The sequence below is a fragment of the Oceanobacillus arenosus genome, from assembly GCF_003369575.1.
GTDB classification, from domain to species: domain Bacteria; phylum Bacillota; class Bacilli; order Bacillales; family Amphibacillaceae; genus Oceanobacillus; species Oceanobacillus arenosus.
On sequence record NZ_PIOC01000020.1, the window covers coordinates 1 to 19487 of the forward strand.

A 19487-nucleotide genomic window follows, 5' to 3' on the forward strand; every position below is an offset into this window, starting at 1 on the left:
TAAATGGCCTTAGCCCTGTTGAATACAGGACTAAAGCCGCTTAAATCATTTTTTATTATTTCCACTGTCTACTTGACAGGGGGCAGTTCACATACGAGATGTTGTTCTCTTTACTGTTTCTGAATCAAAAATGCGTTTTGGGGATTACTATTCTAAATGCTCTCCCATTAATTTATGAACCTCTGATTCGACTGCCCTTAGTTCTTCCTCAGCTAATTCTTTGTCGGGTTGTGGGTGAAACCATTTAATTTCACCCTCATGAAATACTCCTTGGTAGAGATCCCCTTCAAAGTTTAACTCGAACTGGTGCCGTTCATGTATTTGATCCTCAAATAAGGCTTTCACTTCAAAGTTTTCGAACATCCTCATTTCCTCCTCATACATTCTATTTCTTTTAAAGTTTGCGCCTAACTTTCCAAAATATGTATGAGGGATAATTGATTTTTTATATACAATAAAATTGCTTCGTATTCCATAATAGCTGCCCATACACCTTGGCTATTTCTAACCCTTTAATCTTAGCAATGGTTTCAATTGATTGATGGATCATTTGTGGATGTGTCATTTCACCAGCAAACGGCCCAGTAAACGGCCATGGTCCATCTGTCTCGACCATCATTTGCGCTAACGGATATTGCTTGACCACCTGTTGTATTTCAGTCTCATACAATACATCTGGAGTAATCGAGATAAAATATCCATTCCGGATCATTCGCTCAATTGTTCGTGTATCACCCTTATACCAATGGAAATGGGCCTTTTTTATTTTATTTTTTTCTAATAAATCACAAACGACGCCCGCATCCTCGTATATGGCATGCAATACAATTGGCTTGTCGTATCGCTTAGCAAGTATGATAAATTGCTCGAGTATTTCTAGATATGGCTCTATTCTTAAGTCGGGATTTTCCTTTCGCGTATAATATGGCAGACCAACCTCACCAATCGCAATCATATCATGATGATGCAAATCAATAAATGCACGTAATTCCTGCATCGCTTCATTGTTAAGTACTTGTTGTTCCGGATGAAAACCAAATGCTGCTTTAATGTTATTGTGTTCACGATGAAGTGTTAAATTTTCTTTTGAAGATTCTATATCATACGACACCGTGATCAGCGATTCCACTCCATATTGCTCCATCTCATCAATAATCTGCTGCTGTTCAGACTTCGTATATTTGTCCAGATGGATATGTGCATCCACTAGGTGCCAGGCACTTCCAAAATTTTGTTGCTCCATTATTGCTCCCTCATTTCCTGATAGATTCGTTTTTTCCACTGCAGAAACGCATCAGTTAAAAGGATTCCTTCTTCTCTCGGTCTTGGAAATGGAATGATGAATTCCTTCTTTACCGTTGCGGGTCGAGCGGATAATACAATAATCCGGTCTGCTAGAAAGATTGCTTCTTCAATATTATGCGTTACAAAAAGAATCGAGCGTTTATATTCAGACCAAATGGACAAAAGCCATTTTTGCATGTCTAACCTTGTAAATTCATCTAATGCCGAAAACGGTTCATCTAATAAAATTAATGGCTGCGGACTTAATATGCTGCGAATAAATGATGCCCTTTGCTGCATCCCGCCTGAAAGCTCGTGAGGATAGCTTTTTTCAAAGCCTTTCAGCCCCGCACGCTCAATCATTTGCAAGGCCCTTTCCACATCACGTTTTCCAGCAATTTCCTGCCCAAGTAGCACATTATCAAGAATTGTTCGCCACGGCATTAACGAGGATGATTGCGGTGTATAGCTAATTGACCCACGTTTTCCGGTAATATCATCGCCATTCAAGTTTACTGTGCCTTGCGATGGCCAACTGATGCCTCCGATTATCCGAAATAACGTGCTTTTTCCACTTCCCGAAGGTCCTAAGAGGGCAACAAACTCACCTTCTTTAACAGAAAAAGATATATCATGCAATACATTCGTTTCGCCGAATGATTTACCTACATGTGCAATCTCAAGATGATTCATTCCCATTCCCCTCCTCTAATGGCTTCCATTTAATTAGCCTTTTCTCTAAAGCAATGATGATTGCAAAGAACAACAGGCTTAGAATTACGATTAGAAAAATCGCCACAAACACGCGGTCCGTTCGAAACGAAGACGATGCCAATGTCATATAGACACCGATTCCTTTACTCGCGCCGAGCCACTCGGAAATTACTGCTCCCATGACACTATACGTTGCGGAGATTTTCAATCCAGAGAAAAGGGACGGTAAGGCATGTGGCCATTCCAACTTCCAGAAAATCTGTTGTTTGGATCCACCCGCCATTTGCATGTAATGCATCAAATCGCGATTTGTTTGCCTGAATCCATCCAATAAGGCGATGGTAATCGGGAAAAAGCATACCAACGTAATAACGATAATCTTCGGTAGCATGCCAAATCCAAACCAAATAACGAGCAATGGAGCAAGTACGATGGTTGGAATGTTTTGCGAAATAATCAACAATGGATAAAATGCCTGTCTTAAAAATGGAACAAGATGCAAACCAATCGCAACGATGATACCTATACTGCTGCCAATAATAAATCCTGTAATAATTAATTTGATTGTAGATGCAAGATGCCCGGAATATACAGACCAGCCACTGATTGCCTCGGCAATAACTTGTGACGGAGCTGGCAACAGCCATTTTGGAATATCAAAAATATTTGCACAAATCTCCCAAACAATGAATAAAAGGATGAGGACCAAAGCTGGTCGCCATCCTTTTTGGAATATCGTACGCATTAGCGATATTTCTCCGTTAGTTTATCCATTGATGCACCATCTGGTTTATAGAAAACTTTAACTTGAGAAATGACGCTCGGACAACCTTTTTCCGTCATTTTTTCATTCATCTTCTCGATGATTTTAAATAGCGTAGATAGCTCGCCCTCCATTGTCGTCTCTAGTGCATTCACTTGATATTTCACACCAGATGCGTCAATTACTGCAATTGCTTCATCGACAAATGGAATTGTATCCTCTCCATTTGCTGTTTTTGGGATAATTTGAATACTTACAAGTGCATTTGCCATCATTATTCCTCCTCACTTTCTGGTAAAAATTCGTTTGTAAACGCGTGCTCACTATCTAGCTCAGCATCTAATAATCCATTATCATACATCCACGCTGCATAGTTATCCCATACTTCTAGCTTCTGTTCGCCCCATCTTGCTGCATCATCCTGATATTTTGATGCCAACCAAACTTGACTTGCTTTTACTAATTCTGGATCTAAATCAGGAACTTCCGCAATTAAAATATCTGCTGCTTCTTCAGGGTTATCTATCGCAAGCTGATATCCTTTGGAGACTGCTTTTAGAAATTTCTTGATTGTTTCCGGGTTCTCTTCAATCATTTTTTCATTCGTAGCGAGTACCGGTGTATAATAATCCAGCTTCTCACTATAATCGGTTAAATAAACCATGTTGATCGGTTCATTACGAAGTTCTGCTTCTATCCCTGTCCAACCATAATAAATCCAAGCAAAATCAATGCCCTGTTCCATTGCTGTAAAGAAATCGGAATCGCCAATATTGACAATCTCAACCTGCTCCACGTCTGCATTTTCCTGCTTCATAATCGAATCGAGAACTGCCTTCTCTAGTGGCGCACCCCATCCACCATATGACTTACCCTCGAAATCTTTTGGTGACGTGATATTTTTACCTTTCACCGATGCAAACCCCGAAGTATTATGCTGAATAATCGCAGCAATTGATACAATTGGGATATCCTGGATTCGAGCCTCTGTTATTGATTCCTGATAGCTTACGGCGAATTCCGCTTGCCCTGAAGCAACCAATTGATCCGCACCAGCTTCACCAGGCATGATGATGTTTACATCAAGTCCCTCTTCCTCAAAATACCCTTTATCTGCCGCAACATATAAACCAGTATGATTTGTATTTGGCGTCCAGTCTAATACGACGGTTACTTTCTCTAAATCTTGCTGTCCATCTGGATTGTCAGATGTTTTGTTATCATTATTCCCACAAGCTGCGAGCATAATGACCATAATGACCAAAAAACTAATGAATACAATCTTTTTCATGATGAATCCCCCCTATATAAGTTTGATAGAGGCTGCTCTTATACGAATAGTTTTAATGCGAAACCAAATAGCGCCCTAGAAATGGATACTAGGGCGCATACTATTTTATGTATCAAGCATGTTCCCTACGCTGGTCTTAGCCAGATCAGGTTCTAAGAGTCAGTATCTCACGGATACAATCTCAACCAGCAACACTGGTCCCCCTACAACTTATATTCTATTTAATTTGTGATTACTATTATACTATGACATAGAAAGCGGATAACATCAAGTATTGGTAATACGTTTGCTGATTTCGCTGGCTTACTTTTTGAGATCCTTGCCACATTTACTAATGACTAAGGTAAATGGTTTGAATTCTAAATATTTATGGTATAATAAAAATAACAACATACAATAATAAAAAGACCGCTAGCGTGTAACCGCTGACGAACTGATGCAATAGTATGACTCCCTGCGAGGGGGGATTGGCTGTTTAGGTTAAAAATAAGCACCCACACAGAGCCACTAACTCAAAGGGGGCTTATTTTTTTGTTTAAATGACAGCATAGCTACAATTAACATTCCAAAAGTCAATGCTAATATTAATGCTTCGAATACTGTCACTGGCACCACCTCCTTTCAAATGAAGACGTATGCCAACCCACCCATGAGTTTATCAACCTATTGTTCTTACATTATAACAGCTTATCCTTTCCCTTTACACAGAACAAAAGCGCAAGCGCCCGTTAAGCAACGTACGGACTGCGCCTCACGGAGGTGAGGGATATCTTGCTAGTTGCTGGGCGCTGAAACTGGACGTGGCTATTCTCGGTAATTAAGTTATCCACAACGTCCAAATTTTATAGTTTCCTAAGCAACGAAAAAACAACCGCATCATCAAAGATACGGTCATCCCACCAATATATTATTCTTCTTTCTCTCGCTTTCCTTTCCTTCGCCACATGATTGCCGCTGATGAAATAGCTAACGCCCCCGCTCCAGCGATAATTGGGCCACGTTTTAATCGATCCTCCTTCGTATAGAAAACATCCTTCAAAACTAGATTCAAATTTTGCGGTCGCTCAGCAAGCCTCCGCATGAAGTATGCGAACCAATCCGTTCCAAATGGAATATACGTACAAAATGGATAACCTGCTTCTGCTAATTCATATTGCATTTCCGTTCGAAAGCCATACAACATCTGAAATTCAAACTTGTTTTTATCAATCTTATTTTCAGCAATAAATGTCTTCAGTTCGTTGATAATATGATGGTCATGGGTTGCGATTGAGGTAAATGCATCGCCCAATAATCGCTGTTTCGCAAGCAGAATAAAATTTCGATCGATCTCTTCTTTTAACTGGTAGGCTACGGTTTCCGTTTCTTTGTATGCCCCTTTTACAAGCCGAATTCTTAAATCCTGTAGCCCTTCCAAATCCACTTCCGCACGATATAAATAGGACTGAATCACCGTACCGATTTGTGGATAGATTCCTCTTAATTGATGTAAGGCCTCCAATGTCTGTTCGTAATGGGAGTAGTCTTCCATATCAAAGTTAACAAAAATATTATATTCCTTCGCTACATCGAGCACTTCCTTTGCATTTTCCATACAAAAAGAACGATCAATATCCAATCCAAGCAAGGTTAACTTAATTGAAATATGACAATCTAATTGTTCTACATGTACCTTGTCTAATAACTTAATCAATTCCTGTTTTGCAGCGACCGCTTCCGATTTTTCCGTAATGTACTCGCCTAAATTGTCAATGGTGCAGCTAATTCCACGCTCGTTCAATTTCTTCACAACGTTGGTAACGCTCTCAATATTTGTTCCAGCAACAAATTTTTCTGCACCTAATCGAAATCCCCATCTTTTTGCTTGATCATTCAAAAATTTATTATTCGATAAGCCAATGAAAAAATCCCTCGTCACATTCGCCATGTCTCTTTCTCCTTTATCTACTGGCTATTTCAACAATAGTATCAATACGTTTCCGACACTACTTTTGCTTCCAAGAAATGTTGCAGGTAATCTGGTCCGCCTGCCTTTGAATCGGTACCCGACATTTTAAAACCACCAAATGGTTGATAACCTACAATTGCCGCTGTACAGCCGCGATTAAAATAAAGATTACCAACATGGAAATCATAGCGCGCAAGGTTTAAATGCTCTCGGTTATTGGAAATCACAGCACCTGTTAATCCGTATTCCGTGTTATTCGCAATTTCAAGCATTTCCTCAAAGTCCTTAGCTTTCGTAAATGCTACAACAGGTCCGAAGATTTCCTCCTGCATCATTCTAGCTTTTGGATCTAAGTCTTTAAAAATAGTCGGGTAGACAAAGTAACCTTTAGCATCATCTGTTTTCCCGCCATGGGCAAGCACACCTTCCTCTTTCCCTATCGCAATGTAATCTTTAATCTTATCAAACTGTTTTTGATTCACAACAGCTCCCATGTAGACATTATCATTCGCAGGGTTACCAACAGTTAATCGCTTCGTGAGTGTAACTGCCTTTTCCAAAACCTCATCATAGACATCTTGATGGATTACTGCTCGCGAGCATGCAGAACATTTCTGCCCAGAAAAGCCGAATGAAGAATGAACAATCGCTTCAGCCGCTAAATCGAGGTCTGCATTATTATCAACAATGATTGTGTCCTTTCCTCCCATTTCCGCAATGACACGTTTTAGAAATTGCTGTCCTTTCCGCACCTTGGCAGCCCGTTCATATATTCGAATTCCTGTCGCCCTTGAACCAGTAAAATTGATAAATCTCGTTTCCTTATGATCTACTAAATAATCACCAATCTCTTCTGGATCTCCTGGAACGAAATTTACGACTCCTTTTGGCAATCCCGCTTCCTCCAAAACCTCCACTAATTTATATGCAATCACTGGGGTATTTTCAGATGGTTTCAATAACACTGAATTTCCAGCTACTATTGGTGCAATTGTGGTACCGCATACAATTGCAAATGCAAAATTCCACGGCGGGATGACAACTCCTGGACCCATCGGTTGATAGAAATAGGCATTATGTTCATTTGCTCGATCATTTAGCACTTTCCCATACCCTAGCTCCAGCATTTGCCTGCCATAATATTCAAGGAAGTCAATTCCCTCTGCAATATCACCATCCGCTTGATCCCAAGGTTTTCCTGCATCATATACGAGCCAAGCAGAAAACTCATGCTTCCTGCGCCGAACAATTGCTGCAGCACGAAATAAGATATCCGCACGTTCTGCTGCGGTCCACTTTCTCCATATTTTAAATGCTTCAAGTGCTGCATCCATTGCTTGATCGATGTGCTGCTTTGTTGCTTTGGAAACTTTACCAATCAGTTGCGCCTTATCGGCTGGATTCGTAGAAATTAATTTATCATTGGTAAAAATTTTCTCACCATTAATGACGATTGGATATTCTTTTCCTAAATTCTCTTCCACTAACGCTAACGCTTCTTCAAAATCTATACGATTTGAATCCACTTTAAAATCTGTAAATGGCTCATGTTTAAACGGTAATACCATTCTTAACACCCCCAAGATAATTTTCCTTCTTATATTCTATTGCAAAAATCATGCCAACATTTTCCAACTACAGCATTTTTTAGCGTAGCATCAATATATTCATTTTCTTGCCTGCATTTTAATTGTAAAACAAGGAAAATATTTTATAATAGTTGTACAGTATATTTACAATGTTGTAAACATACTGTATAAAAAACATACAGATTACGGGAGGTAGATATATGTCGAAGTCCCAGTACTATCTTGAAGCAATATTAGCTACGGAAGATGATGCGATTACAGTTATTAATGCAAAAATGGAGGTAATTTTCTGGAATGATGCAGCAGTAAAAACGTACAACATCGCACAATCAGAAATACTCCATAAACCAATTGAGACGTTTTTCCATAATGATGATTTAATGGTGCTAAAGGTGTTGCAAACAAAAGAGAACGTGAAGAATATGTATCATCAACCAAGAAAAGATACCCATGTTGTTATTAATGCATCTCCTATTTTTAACGATAAAAATGAATTAATCGGTGCAGTGTCAATTGAACGAGATATCACGAAAATGGTGAAATTAAATGATAATCTAGTACACACCTCAACAGAATTAAATGAATTACGGCAGAAGCTTATGACAAATAATGAAGACACCCCCTTCTCTACATTGAAGGGAAGCAGTCCTGCGTTAAAGCAAACCATTCAAATTGCGAATAAGACGGCGAAGACCCAGGCAACAACACTCATCCTTGGTGAAAGTGGTACCGGAAAGGAAATTTGCGCACGTGCTATCCATGAAGCAAGCTTGAAAAGTGATGGCCCGTTTATTCCTATCAATTGTGGCGCCATACCTAGCGCACTGTTTGAAAGTGAGCTATTCGGTTATGAAGGCGGATCATTCACTGGCGCGGATAAGAATGGGAAGGCAGGGAAAATTGAAATGGCAGATGGTGGCACTATATTCCTTGATGAGGTTGGTGAACTCCCATTAGATATGCAAGTCAAACTGCTTCATGTTCTCCAGGAAAATGTCGTCTATCGAATTGGTGATTCCATCGGAAAAAAGATTGATGTTCGTTTTCTGGCCGCCACCAATCAGGATCTGGAACAGCTAATGAAAGAGAAAAAGTTCCGCAATGATTTATTTTACCGACTTAATGTAGTTCAAATTACGATGCCGCCTTTACGAAATCGGCTTAGTGATATTCAGGAACTAGCAAGCTTCTTCCTCAATCAATTTGCCGTAAAATATCAAGTAGCACGCCCAGAATTGAATACGGATGCATATCAATTACTCCTTGACTATTATTGGCCAGGAAATGTTCGTGAACTAAGGAATGTAATGGAGAGAATCATTATTCTCTCAGAATCATCGGTTATTCAGAAGCACGATTTACTGCGATTCTTCCAGCAAAACATACCGGAAGCCGATGATGTATCCAAATCGATTGAAACGAAAAAACGGCCGCGACAAATGGATCATTTGGAAAAACGACTAATCGAGGAAACACTAATCGAGATGAATGGAAATAAATCTGCTTGTGCAAGAAAACTAGGAATTTCTAGGATGACACTTTATCATAAAATGGAGAAATATGGTCTGTGAATATGCAGCAGGTAACCTGCTGCATCAATATTATTTATTTTTTAGATCTTCTCGTATTTCAACAATTAATCCGTCAATATCCGAAAGTATTTTTCCGTTTTTCTTTATTGCCCCAACGACATATAAATTCCGGTACATGAATTGGTTTTCGGTTCCATCTGCAATTAATGCATTGACTTTCTCTTCGTTCTCTCTTCCTTGTATGCGTGAATCTGTGTAGAGAGCATACACTTTTCGAGACGCATTTCCCCTCATCAGTTCCTTCATCGCAATAAACCTACCAATTTCAGCTGCAACTCCCGAATCAATTTCTATTCCATCGATTATAGCAATAAGAATTTCCGCATCATCTAGATAGGCATTATCACCCTCATAGATCATAACACTATCTGCATACCTCGTTTTATCATTGATTCCTTCATTTTCTTGGGGAACGTATAAATCTAACTCTGGAATTGCTTCTCTTAAAATCCCAGCAAGATAATTATTAAATAATTGATCTGCTGCTGAAAATAATCCATTTGCTAAATATGCTTTCATAACAACACCTTTTCTTTTTTTCTATTCTACTGATTTCTATGATTCTACCATATTCATATGCTTTCATTTCTATTTAATAACAAATTTCGCCTGGCTGTATCCTTCTTTCGTCTTCTTCACCTCAAGCATTGCTGGAAACATGGATTTCAGTTCGCCAACATGGGAAATGACCCCAATCATTCTCCCCGACTGCTGCAGGTCAATTAATGCGTCAATTGCCTTCATAAGCGATTCCTCATCCAATGAACCAAATCCCTCATCAATGAACATCGTATCAATGGAAATATTTCCTTGGAAGCTCTGGATTACATCCGACATCCCCAGCGCAAGGGAAAGAGAGGCATTAAACTTTTCTCCACCCGATAAGGTCTTCACATCACGTGCCTGTCCTGTATAAGAATCATAGACATCCAGTGCCAGCCCACTCTGTTTCCCATGGGTTTCTTGACGATCACTACGTATCAAATAAAATTGCCCATTTGATAGTCGACGCAAGCGACCATTCGCGGCATCAATAATTTGTTCCAAATACTCAATTTGCAAATACCGCTCAAACGAAAGCTTCTGGCTATTTTGCCCTCGAACGACATCATATAAATCCGATATCGTTGCAAGCTGCTTTTCTTCCTCTTCCACATTCCGCTGTGATTTTAATATATTTTCCTTAAGCTTAAAGGCTTCTTGTTTATTTTCCTTTGATAAATTCAATTGCTGTAATGCATGCTCATATGCCTGTTTCAAATCTACTAATTCCTTTTGGAGCAACGTTAAATCAATCCTGTTCTTCTCCTTCAGTGCCATTTTTAATTCATTCACCTGGTGAGTCAAGGTTGAGAGCTGTTGGTTAAATTGTTTTATTGCATCCTTCCATTTTTGCTGTTCTTCCTCTGAATGCTTGGCTTTCTCGTACGCTTCCACCGATTCAAATTTAGCGTTGATTAATGCTTCCTTAAACTGGTTTTCGGATCGTTCACGTTTTTCCTTTGTAGCTTGTAATTGCTTCATTGCATGGGATAAATTAGCTACTACTCGAACCTGTTCTTCATTTGCTTTTTGGTAATTGGTCTCTGCATCATCCCAAGCCTTTTGCATTGCTAATTTAAGGGCATGCTTTTCATTGATTTGTTTTTCTAATTCCGTTAAAATTCTTACCTCTTCAGGGATTTTCTTTATTCTATCTTCATATAAAGCAATATCCGTTTTATAAGATGTTTTTATCTCATAGTATAATTTTTCAATTTTGTCTTTCTGGGGCTCTAACTGTTTTATTTCCAATGATAATTTCTCTTGGGTTTCTTTAATCCGTTTGAGTTCGTCGCGAAGTTTAATTAATTGCTTTTCTTCCTCACCTAATCGTTTTCCATCCAATGTTAGCTGCTCAATATTAGCTGTTACACCCTGTATCGAAATATTAAATGACCGAACCTCTTGTTCCTTCTCCTCAAGCTGTGACTGATTTGCTCGTAGCCCTACGATAGCATCACGGTAGACACGGTCGTTATTATCTAACTCCTGCTTCAATGCGTCTAGTTGTTCCCTAGTCACCATGTCCGCTACTGTAACTGCTTTATTTGGGTGTTCCAAGCTTCCACAGACAGGGCATGCCTCACCATGATGCAGATGTCCCGCCAATACGATTGCCTGATTATTTAACCATGAAGCTTCTGCCTGCTGATAAGATGCTTTGCTTTGTTCATAAATTACTTTATTTGTTTGAACATCTTTCTCATACTTATCTTGCGCTTTCATCAGCTTATGGTATGTCATCAATACTTTTACCTTTTCACGCATCGCTTGTAATATTTGTTGTTTCTCGGGTAATTGACCGACCGCCTCATCATCCGCTTTAATTTTTTCTTGATATAGTTCCATTTGATTCCGTTTTTCTTGTAGCACTTCTTTTGCTCTATTCAAATCGTTTAAGGCTTGCTTCCCTTTATGTTCAAGTGTTTGTAAATGTTTTTTTTGATAGTCTATTTCTTTTACAACTGGTAAATGATCATTTAATTGCTCTAATTGCTTACTAACCGCTTCTCGTTTTCCCTGGTTATTGGCTTCTACTTTGTACTGTTCCTCTGCTTTCACAAGATGATGCGCCGCTTTTTCCTTCGATTCCTCTACTATTGCTAGATCTCTTTTGTTTGCCTTTTCTTCGGTCCGCCATTCTTCCAGCTGTTTTTCAAAAATCTCAATTTTATTTGCACGTTCTGCCGCTTCTAGCTGTTCCTCTCTCTTAGCAATATGCGGAATCTGCGCTTGCTGCTCCTTTAGTTGGTCCTCTTTATGATCCAATTCGGCGAAACGCTCATTTATTGCTTTCGCTTGATAGAAAGCTGTTTGTTTCTTATCATGTGAACGATAAGCATCTTCGTATTTTCGTTGATCATGCACCATTTTTTCAAGATAAAATTGAACTTCTTCCTTTAGTGCAGCAACGACTTGATTAACATTATAATATTCCGAGGTCAACACATGAAATAAGGATGATTCTGCGCGACTCGGCAGAACACTCATGATACTTTGGATATAATGATCTCTGATTTGCTGCATTTTATTAAAGTCCTGTTCGACCGTATTCTTTTTCTTTCTTAACAACTCATTCAACTGTTGATAATTCTCTGTTTTAAATAATCTTCTTAAAATGGCTTCTTTATTTTCTGTTTTCGAGGTTAGTAATTTCCGAAACTCTCCCTGTGGCAGCATAACGATCTGTTTAAATTGATCCTGTGTGAGGCCAATGATGTCTTCTATTTTCTTATCAATTTCGGAAACGATTTGCCGATCAACACATGGAACTTCGCTTCCATCTCGTTTTTCAAAGAATTCATAACGCTCCCCTGTTTTCGACTTATTCCCTTGCTTCACATGTCCCAATTGCCGAAGTACACGATATACCTTGCCACTTAATGCAAACTCTAGTTCAACAGCGGTATTCGTATTATCATCTGCAAAATCACTTCGGAGCATCCGATTATCTTCACGATCCGAACCACTTGCACTACCATATAAAGCGAAGCAGATTGCATCGAATATCGTTGTTTTACCTGCTCCAGTATTTCCAGAAATAACGAATAATTTATTCTCTCGCAGCTCGGTAAAGTCAATCGTTTCTGTATATTTATACGGACCAAATGCCGTCATTGTTAATTTTAATGGCTTCATCTAGATTCTCCTTTCAATTCCAATTCATGCTACATAAGTGCACCGAAAGACCTGGTTAAACCTTTTGTTTTCTAAGAAATCACTTCTGTTTGTTTTACATTTCCACTTGTTTCGTTCTCCTCTTTTAAAAGTTCATTAAGTGCTTCATTAAATATTTCTTCGGTTTCCTCACTTGCCTCCGCACCTTTTACTTCCTTATAAAATGCTTTGAAAAGATCGAGATCACTCAGCTTGCTTCGATTCTCTGAAGCGTTTCCCACGGAATTCTTCGTCGTGAATGAATAGTTTTTGCGTTCGACATGCATTGCGTTAGGATATACAGACCGAACCTTCTCCATCGGTGAAAGAACAGGGGCCTCGTCCAATAATTTAATAAATACATAATCCTCATTAATTGGTTGCTTCAATAGATCATCTAGTGTTGCTTCAACCGTCCGCATATCTCGTTCCGGAGTGAGCAGACGTTTTTCAATGGACACATTCCCGTCCCCATCTAGCTCAACAACATGGAAGCCTTTTTTATGATTTTCTTCGGAAATGGAATATTTTAAAATCGAACCAGAATAACGAATCTTCTCCGCCAATACATGATGTGCCTGGTGTAAATGACCAAGGGCTGTATAATGGAAAGGTTTGAAAAGATGGGCATCAACATATTCCGCACCACCTATTGATAGCGGACGTTCGGAATCACTTGTATTCTCCTCCACCTCACCAAATGGTGTGACAAATGCATGTCCAACATATACATGGCGGCTAGCTGGATCCATCTCCTTCTGAATTTGCTGTACAATCGCCTTTGCCGCATCATTATGGGTATGAATCGCCTCATCGCCTAACACAATCCGCACAACACTCGGATCACAAAATGGTACAAGGTGAAATTGTACCGGACCGAATGCATCTTGTAATGTAATTGGTTCCAATTCTTCAGAGAAATTCCCGACAATATGTAGCCCGTTTTTCTTCATGATACTACTGCCGAAATTTAATCTTCCGGGACTATCATGGTTACCAGCAACTGCTAATACCGGCGTTTGCAAATCAATAACAATTCTTTCGAGCACCATATCCAATAAATGGACCGCATCTGTCGGTGGAACGGCACGATCATATAAATCACCTGCTATAATCACTGCGTCAGGCTTCTCTTCTTTAATCCTGTCGATGAATTGTTCTAATATATAATGTTGGTCCTCTGTCATGTATACACCTTGTACTAACTTTCCTAAATGCCAATCGGCTGTATGGAAAAATTTCATGAATCCTTCTCCTTTCAATTCAACTATTATAATAAACAATTATTTTCGTTTAGAAGGGCATTTTAAATTTTAAATGTTAATCTAATCCTATTCTAACATGTTGTACGTCCTATCGATTAGTTAATTACAGTCAGCGTGCTATATTTCAGAGCGATATTCTTAAAAACACGTATCACCTTATGTTAGTTCCTACTTTATCTAACTAGCAACAATCAATAAAGTATCCTTCTTTTTTCAAGATAACTGATAAGCAATCTTTAGTCAAAAAGGCAAAATTGACTTTTGTGGTGGATATTTTTTCGAAAACAGATAAATGTTTATCCAAAATTTCATTTTGAGTGAGGTTTTGCGATTTTATCATCGATCATTGATCGAAACAATTATTATTCATTAATTGAAACTTCTTTCAGTTGGGGTCTTATTCCCTGTTATATGTGGGATAACTTTCCGCAGATGTATAGGACATGCCCTATCTCCATACATATAGAGGGAATGCAATTAATGGAAGGAGGATATTATGTCTACCAACTTTAAGTACTGGGAGCCTTATATTAGCCCCTTTGATCCATGTCCACCAATCCGAGTCAAAGTCTACTCCACTCCCCCGAACCTTTACATGACCTTTCAACCAACGGGGATGAGGCAATATAAAACTGCTAAAGAAGCATTGCAACATGGAACACTATGGCCTGAGCTCTTCAGTCCTTATCCAGATTCACCAAAAAGGGGGGAGCTGGATGGCTAAGCAAGTTCCTAAAGAATATTATCAGCTACTGCAAGAGATCCAGGAGGTTGATTTCGTCTTAGTGGAGTTAAATCTATATTTAGATACCCATCCAGATGATTACGATGCCATTGAACAATTTAATAATTATTCACAAACAAGCAGGGAACTAAAAAATAATTTTGAACAGCAATTTGGTCCCTTAATGGGATTCGGGGCGAGCTACTCGAATTATCCATTCAATTGGGGGAACACGCCATGGCCATGGCAAGTATAACATCTAGCTTGATGGGAGGAGAATCGTTTGTGGTATTACGAAAAAAAGCTCCAATATCCTGTAAAAGTAACCGAATGTAATCCAATGCTGGCGAAGTTTTTAATCGAGCAATACGGTGGAGCCGATGGGGAATTATCTGCGGCATTACGTTACTTAAATCAACGTTATACGATTCCGGATAAAGTGATTGGTCTCTTGACCGATATCGGAACAGAAGAGTTTGCACATCTTGAGATGATTGCTACGATGGTATACAAGCTTACAAAAGACGCATCGCCAGAACAAATGAAGGCGGCTGGTCTCGGGGCACATTATGCAAGCCATGAAAGAGCACTCTACTATGAAAATGCAGGCGGGTCACCATGGACTGCCACTTATATTACTGCAAAGGGCGATCCAATTGCCGATTTATATGAGGATATTGCCGCTGAAGAGAAAGCACGCGCGACTTATCAGTGGATTATTAATCTTTCGGATGATCCTGATCTAAATGATAGTTTAAAGTTCTTACGTGAAAGGGAAATTATCCATTCCCTAAGATTTCAGGAAGCAGTTGAAATTTTAAAAGAAGAACGAGATAGCAAGAAGATATATTAATTGGAGAAAAATAATTAGAAAAAGAAATACTAACCTACAAATCGGTTAGTATTTCTTTGTTATTCCTTGCTCTCTTTCGCCTCTTTTATCCTTACGAGTCTTTCCAATTTATCAAGCTCGAAGAATAGTTCAACAATACTATTAGCGATAGGGAAAACAAAGGTCCATTTATCAAATTCGGAGCCCTGTAGCTCTTCAATCAGATTGTTGATTGTTACTTGCATTGCCGCCTTCGTTTCTTTTTGTAAATCTTTATCTAAGATAATTTTATTTTCATATAAGAGGACAATATTTTCACTATAATTATTAATTTCTTTTACTAGTTTTTTTATTAAAAATGCTTTATGACTCTGAATTGCCTCTAACTCTTTAATATTCTTCTCAAGTTCTCGAATCAATGTTTGCTTTTTAATTAATACTTGGATCATATGCTTATAAATGATTACATTTCTTAAAAAGCTTAGCTTATTTTTGATAATCAGACTGTTACGCTCATCTGAAATGATTTCATAATAATCCTTTGCATCGTTAATTAATTTCTCGATTTGCCGATCTTCTTCCTTCATTTGTGGCACATTCATCGTTTCATTTGGAATGACACGCAATAAGAAGTTCGTTTTCTCGCTTGCCTTTTTAATGATTCTAAATAAGTTTTTCTGATGGTCTGGCGGAAATACGAGTACATTCGTAATTAATGCGGAAAGTACCCCAATCGTTACCAGAGATAACCGTTGAACAATATAGAGGAAGCTAATTCCATCACCATTTGCAAGCATTAACGTTACAATTGTCAAAACGGTCAAACTGACGGTTTTATGCAAGCCAAGCTTGATATTGATTGCGATGGAAATAATTACAACCGTCCCTACCGAAAGCGGATGATTTCCAAGAAGCAGCGTACCAAGGATTGCAAATACGGATCCAACACTATTTGAAATAACAACTTCTTTAAGGTAGTCAAAAGTGCGCATAATTGAAGGCTGCATTGCTAGCACCGCAGCAATCGCCGCTACTAGTTCTAAATTCAGCCCTAGCATCCCTGTAATAATTAATGTCAATGTAACTGCAAGGCCCGTTTTTACCATACGCGGACCGATATTGAATTCCATTTTTTGCACCTCTAATAGTTAATAAGTAAATCAAAGCTCCTATAACGATATGTTGAAGCCCTTCTTTATATTCTTAACGCCATTGTTTTTCATACAAACCTATTATAGTTATAACCCCAATGCATTTCAATCTAAATATTTCAGGAAACTTATCTTTTCGAAGGCTGGGTGTCGCGGAATTATGGAAGTCCCACTCACAGCTAGCGTGTCCTAACTTATCACGAGAATTGAACCAAGTAAAATATGTTTCTTCAAAGTAAAATAAAAACCCTGTGAATCATCATGCTTCACAGAGTTTTAATCATTTCCTACCTAGAAGTTCGAGTTTATCTTTCTTTATTTACATACAATCGCATATGCTCTGCCATACCTGATAAGCATATTTTTGCTGGATCCTTTTCAATATCTAATTCAATTGATGAACCATCAGTTGGTAACGTTTCTTGGAAAATTTCCTCATATTCTGCTACACTTACTTCTTTTCTTGATTCAAGCACTTTCGTGTGGCTTTCGACATGTAGATGTGATTTAAAATCAGGTTGTAATATTCCTGTAAAGAACTCCCCGACCGCACCTGAACCGTAGCTGAATAAGCCAATTCGTGATCCGGCTTCCAAGTCTTCTTTTTGTTCAAGCAGCGATAGCAGGCTTAAATATAATGCGCCAGTATATATATTGCCGACATTCTTATTATATGTCTTACTTATTTCAAAGTTTGCTAATAGACGTTCTCTATCCGCTTCGCTTCCTTCATCCAAAATGGTTCTCAATGCTTTAAGCCCCATCTTCGTATATGGAAGGTGATAGCAAATTGCTTCAAAATCTTGGATGGCATGCCCTGTTTTTTCTTTATATTCGTTCCAAACCTTCGAGAAGAATCCAATGTATTGCTCATTCGAAAATTTACCATCAACATACGCTTGGTCCGAGTATGTCGGACGCCAGAAGTCCATAATATCCTCCGTTAAAAAGGCACTCTGGTCTTCTAATACCATTATCCTAGGATTTGCACTAATAAGCATTGCAACAGCACCCGCACCTTGTGTTGATTCTCCAGAGGTGTTTAGTCCGTATCTCGCAATATCTGCGCCTAGAACCAGTACCTTACTATCAGGATTCAGGGCGATATGTCCCTTTGCCATTTGAATCGCTGCAGTAGCACCATAACAAGCTTGCTTTAATTCAATCGAACGTGCTTGTGGATTTATTCCTAATAAATGGTGGACGTAAACCGCTGCGGATTTCGAATGATCAATCCCAGATTCCGTTCCAAACATTACAAAGTCAATCTTTTCCTTGTCGTTTTCATCTAAAATTTCTAAAGCTGCATTTGCTGCTAATGTAACAGAATCTTGTGTAATTGGAGCGACTGCCATCTTTTCTTGTCCAATACCGATTGTAAATTTCGCTGGCTCCACGTTTCTCGCAACTGCCAACTCGTTCATATCTACAAATAAATGTGGTGTATAAAAGCCGATTTTATCTATTCCAATATTCAATGCGATTTCTCCTTTACTTTCCGAGGTGAATTTTCATTATGTAACCTTAATAAATACCTTGTTATGCCACGTGACACTTTTCACAATAGCTTTCTAATGAAAACGAATACTTTAAATATTAATATATTCTAACTTTAAACACAACAAATATAGCGTCGTAATCAATAAGTGAGATTAATATAAGGTGCGAACTAGTACTTAGTGAAAAGAACTCACAGGCCAATCGCTCCAGAAATACACTACGCTTGGGATAGTGCAGAATCTTGACATAGAAAAATGAAAAACCCACTAACTATCGATTTTGAGTGCAGTAAAATATTGGAGACCGGCCCGATAGAAAGTTACAATTGTCACTTGTTCGCATCTTACATCAACGTTTCATCTTCTATGTATAAAGCATGATGAATTCATTTCCCTGCATCAATTTCAACTGTACTTCTAATTTCAATCCCGTTCATTGCCTGAGTCGCTAAATGATCTGTTTCTTTATTTTTCTTTCGTGAGATGATTTCATATTCAGGGGTGATTCCTAATCGTTTAAGTTGAGTTTCAATCCGATCAATCCATTTCGATAATTCGACTTCATAAACGGGCCATTCTCCATTTAGTTGATTGATTACGACGAGTGAGTCACCAACAAAGATAACGGGGAGATGATGCACTCCTAATTGTTCAATCTCCTGTAATCCAAGATGGAAGGCTGCATATTCTGCTTCATTATTTGTTTCTAGTTCTTCAACGGCGGCATTGATCCTCTGACGATATTTTTTTCCACTTTGTTCATAGTAGATAGCACATCCAAGCCCAGATTTTCTTGATTTCAAATCAAACCCACCATCAAAAAATACTGTAACATTATGTGGATCAGTTTCGATTCCTTGCATAAATTTCTTTAACTCCTTCATTGTCCATCGATTATCAAGATGATCAATAAAGGACAGGACTTTTGCCCGTCCAGTCTTTTCCAGATCTTCTGCAATTAACATTGCCTTTTCCGCACGCATCTCATCAGAAATGAATCGTGCTTCCGTTCCTTTTACTGTTTTATATGTTAATTCAATTTTTATATTCATAGGTATCACTCCTCTGATTAATGTGCCCGCACTTCAAAGGCTTTAGCAAGTAATGTTGAAGTACTATTAATATATAGTAGTACA

General features: G+C 38.6%; 19 protein-coding genes and 1 riboswitch. Of the genes, 4 read left to right on the top strand and 15 right to left on the bottom strand.

All coding sequences use genetic code 11. The annotated features are described in order from the left end of the window. Positions 1–147 precede the first annotated feature (147 nt). The 9 genes from CWR48_RS14140 to pruA all read right to left on the bottom strand — a co-directional run bounded on the left by CWR48_RS14140 (position 148) and on the right by pruA (position 7568). Positions 148–363 carry a DUF5342 family protein gene (locus tag CWR48_RS14140; protein ID WP_115773902.1) on the bottom strand — a complete coding sequence of 72 codons (216 nt, stop codon included), beginning with the start codon at positions 361–363 and terminating at the stop codon, positions 148–150. An 82-nt stretch (positions 364–445) separates the two neighbouring features. Continuing rightward, on the bottom strand, positions 446–1243 hold the full coding sequence (locus CWR48_RS14145; protein WP_115773903.1) for a TatD family hydrolase: 798 nt from the start codon (positions 1241–1243) through the stop codon (positions 446–448). Next, positions 1243–1977 carry an ABC transporter ATP-binding protein gene (locus tag CWR48_RS14150; RefSeq protein WP_115773904.1) on the bottom strand — a complete coding sequence of 245 codons (735 nt, stop codon included), beginning with the start codon at positions 1975–1977 and terminating at the stop codon, positions 1243–1245. The genes CWR48_RS14145 and CWR48_RS14150 overlap by 1 nt, the downstream gene beginning before the upstream one ends. Then, on the bottom strand, positions 1964–2743 hold the full coding sequence (locus tag CWR48_RS14155; protein ID WP_115773905.1) for an ABC transporter permease: 780 nt from the start codon (positions 2741–2743) through the stop codon (positions 1964–1966). Before CWR48_RS14155 ends, CWR48_RS14150 begins: the two co-directional genes overlap by 14 nt. Next, entirely contained in the window at positions 2743–3033 is a 291-nt protein-coding gene (locus CWR48_RS14160) for a thiamine-binding protein (RefSeq protein WP_115773906.1), read from the bottom strand. Before CWR48_RS14160 ends, CWR48_RS14155 begins: the two co-directional genes overlap by 1 nt. A 2-nt stretch (positions 3034–3035) precedes the next feature. Beyond that, complete coding sequence (locus CWR48_RS14165) at positions 3036–4007, bottom strand: ABC transporter substrate-binding protein (RefSeq protein WP_425453900.1); 972 nt, start codon at positions 4005–4007, stop codon at positions 3036–3038. A 150-nt stretch (positions 4008–4157) separates the two neighbouring features. After that, positions 4158–4267: riboswitch (TPP riboswitch) on the bottom strand. A 292-nt stretch (positions 4268–4559) separates the two neighbouring features. Next, entirely contained in the window at positions 4560–4667 is a 108-nt protein-coding gene (locus tag CWR48_RS21225) for a putative holin-like toxin (protein WP_425453899.1), read from the bottom strand. A 292-nt stretch (positions 4668–4959) separates the two neighbouring features. Beyond that, complete coding sequence (locus CWR48_RS14170; RefSeq protein ID WP_115773908.1) at positions 4960–5979, bottom strand: proline dehydrogenase family protein; 1020 nt, start codon at positions 5977–5979, stop codon at positions 4960–4962. Positions 5980–6020: 41 nt separating this feature from the next. Then, on the bottom strand, positions 6021–7568 hold the full coding sequence (gene pruA / locus CWR48_RS14175) for an L-glutamate gamma-semialdehyde dehydrogenase (RefSeq protein WP_115773910.1): 1548 nt from the start codon (positions 7566–7568) through the stop codon (positions 6021–6023). 221 nt (positions 7569–7789) lie between these two features. On the opposite strand from pruA, the gene CWR48_RS14180 reads away from it, so the two are divergent. Next, positions 7790–9160: a sigma-54 interaction domain-containing protein gene (locus tag CWR48_RS14180; protein WP_115773912.1), complete on the top strand. Its 1371-nt coding sequence runs from the start codon at positions 7790–7792 to the stop codon at positions 9158–9160. Positions 9161–9190: 30 nt separating this feature from the next. On the opposite strand, the gene CWR48_RS14185 is transcribed toward CWR48_RS14180, so the two are convergent. The 3 genes from CWR48_RS14185 to CWR48_RS14195 all read right to left on the bottom strand — a co-directional run bounded on the left by CWR48_RS14185 (position 9191) and on the right by CWR48_RS14195 (position 14124). Continuing rightward, entirely contained in the window at positions 9191–9700 is a 510-nt protein-coding gene (locus CWR48_RS14185) for a nucleoside 2-deoxyribosyltransferase (RefSeq protein WP_115773914.1), read from the bottom strand. Positions 9701–9769: 69 nt separating this feature from the next. Then, complete coding sequence (locus tag CWR48_RS14190) at positions 9770–12862, bottom strand: AAA family ATPase (protein ID WP_115773916.1); 3093 nt, start codon at positions 12860–12862, stop codon at positions 9770–9772. A gap of 71 nt (positions 12863–12933) precedes the next feature. Continuing rightward, a complete protein-coding gene (locus tag CWR48_RS14195; protein ID WP_115773917.1) occupies positions 12934–14124 on the bottom strand; it encodes an exonuclease SbcCD subunit D in 1191 nt (396 codons plus the stop codon). 517 nt (positions 14125–14641) lie between these two features. Between CWR48_RS14195 and CWR48_RS14200 the strand changes: the two genes are divergently transcribed. Genes CWR48_RS14200 through CWR48_RS14210 form a run of 3 tightly spaced genes read left to right on the top strand, consistent with a single transcriptional unit; the run spans position 14642 to position 15722 of the window. After that, positions 14642–14869, top strand: a complete 228-nt coding sequence (locus CWR48_RS14200) for a spore coat associated protein CotJA (RefSeq protein WP_115773919.1) — start codon at positions 14642–14644, stop codon at positions 14867–14869. Then, positions 14862–15125: a spore coat protein CotJB gene (locus CWR48_RS14205; protein WP_115773920.1), complete on the top strand. Its 264-nt coding sequence runs from the start codon at positions 14862–14864 to the stop codon at positions 15123–15125. Before CWR48_RS14200 ends, CWR48_RS14205 begins: the two co-directional genes overlap by 8 nt. 27 nt (positions 15126–15152) lie before the next feature. Further along, positions 15153–15722 (top strand): manganese catalase family protein, encoded by a 570-nt coding sequence (locus tag CWR48_RS14210; RefSeq protein WP_115773922.1) that lies wholly within the window; start codon positions 15153–15155, stop codon positions 15720–15722. A 59-nt stretch (positions 15723–15781) separates the two neighbouring features. Here the strand turns inward: CWR48_RS14210 and CWR48_RS14215 are convergent, their stop codons facing one another. From CWR48_RS14215 to CWR48_RS14225, 3 genes are all read right to left on the bottom strand, one after another. Continuing rightward, positions 15782–16831 (bottom strand): FUSC family protein, encoded by a 1050-nt coding sequence (locus CWR48_RS14215; protein WP_115773923.1) that lies wholly within the window; start codon positions 16829–16831, stop codon positions 15782–15784. A 326-nt stretch (positions 16832–17157) separates the two neighbouring features. Continuing rightward, positions 17158–18330: a hydroxymethylglutaryl-CoA synthase gene (locus CWR48_RS14220; protein ID WP_115773925.1), complete on the bottom strand. Its 1173-nt coding sequence runs from the start codon at positions 18328–18330 to the stop codon at positions 17158–17160. A gap of 407 nt (positions 18331–18737) precedes the next feature. Next, on the bottom strand, positions 18738–19403 hold the full coding sequence (locus tag CWR48_RS14225) for a reverse transcriptase-like protein (RefSeq protein ID WP_115773927.1): 666 nt from the start codon (positions 19401–19403) through the stop codon (positions 18738–18740). Positions 19404–19487: the final 84 nt, after the last annotated feature.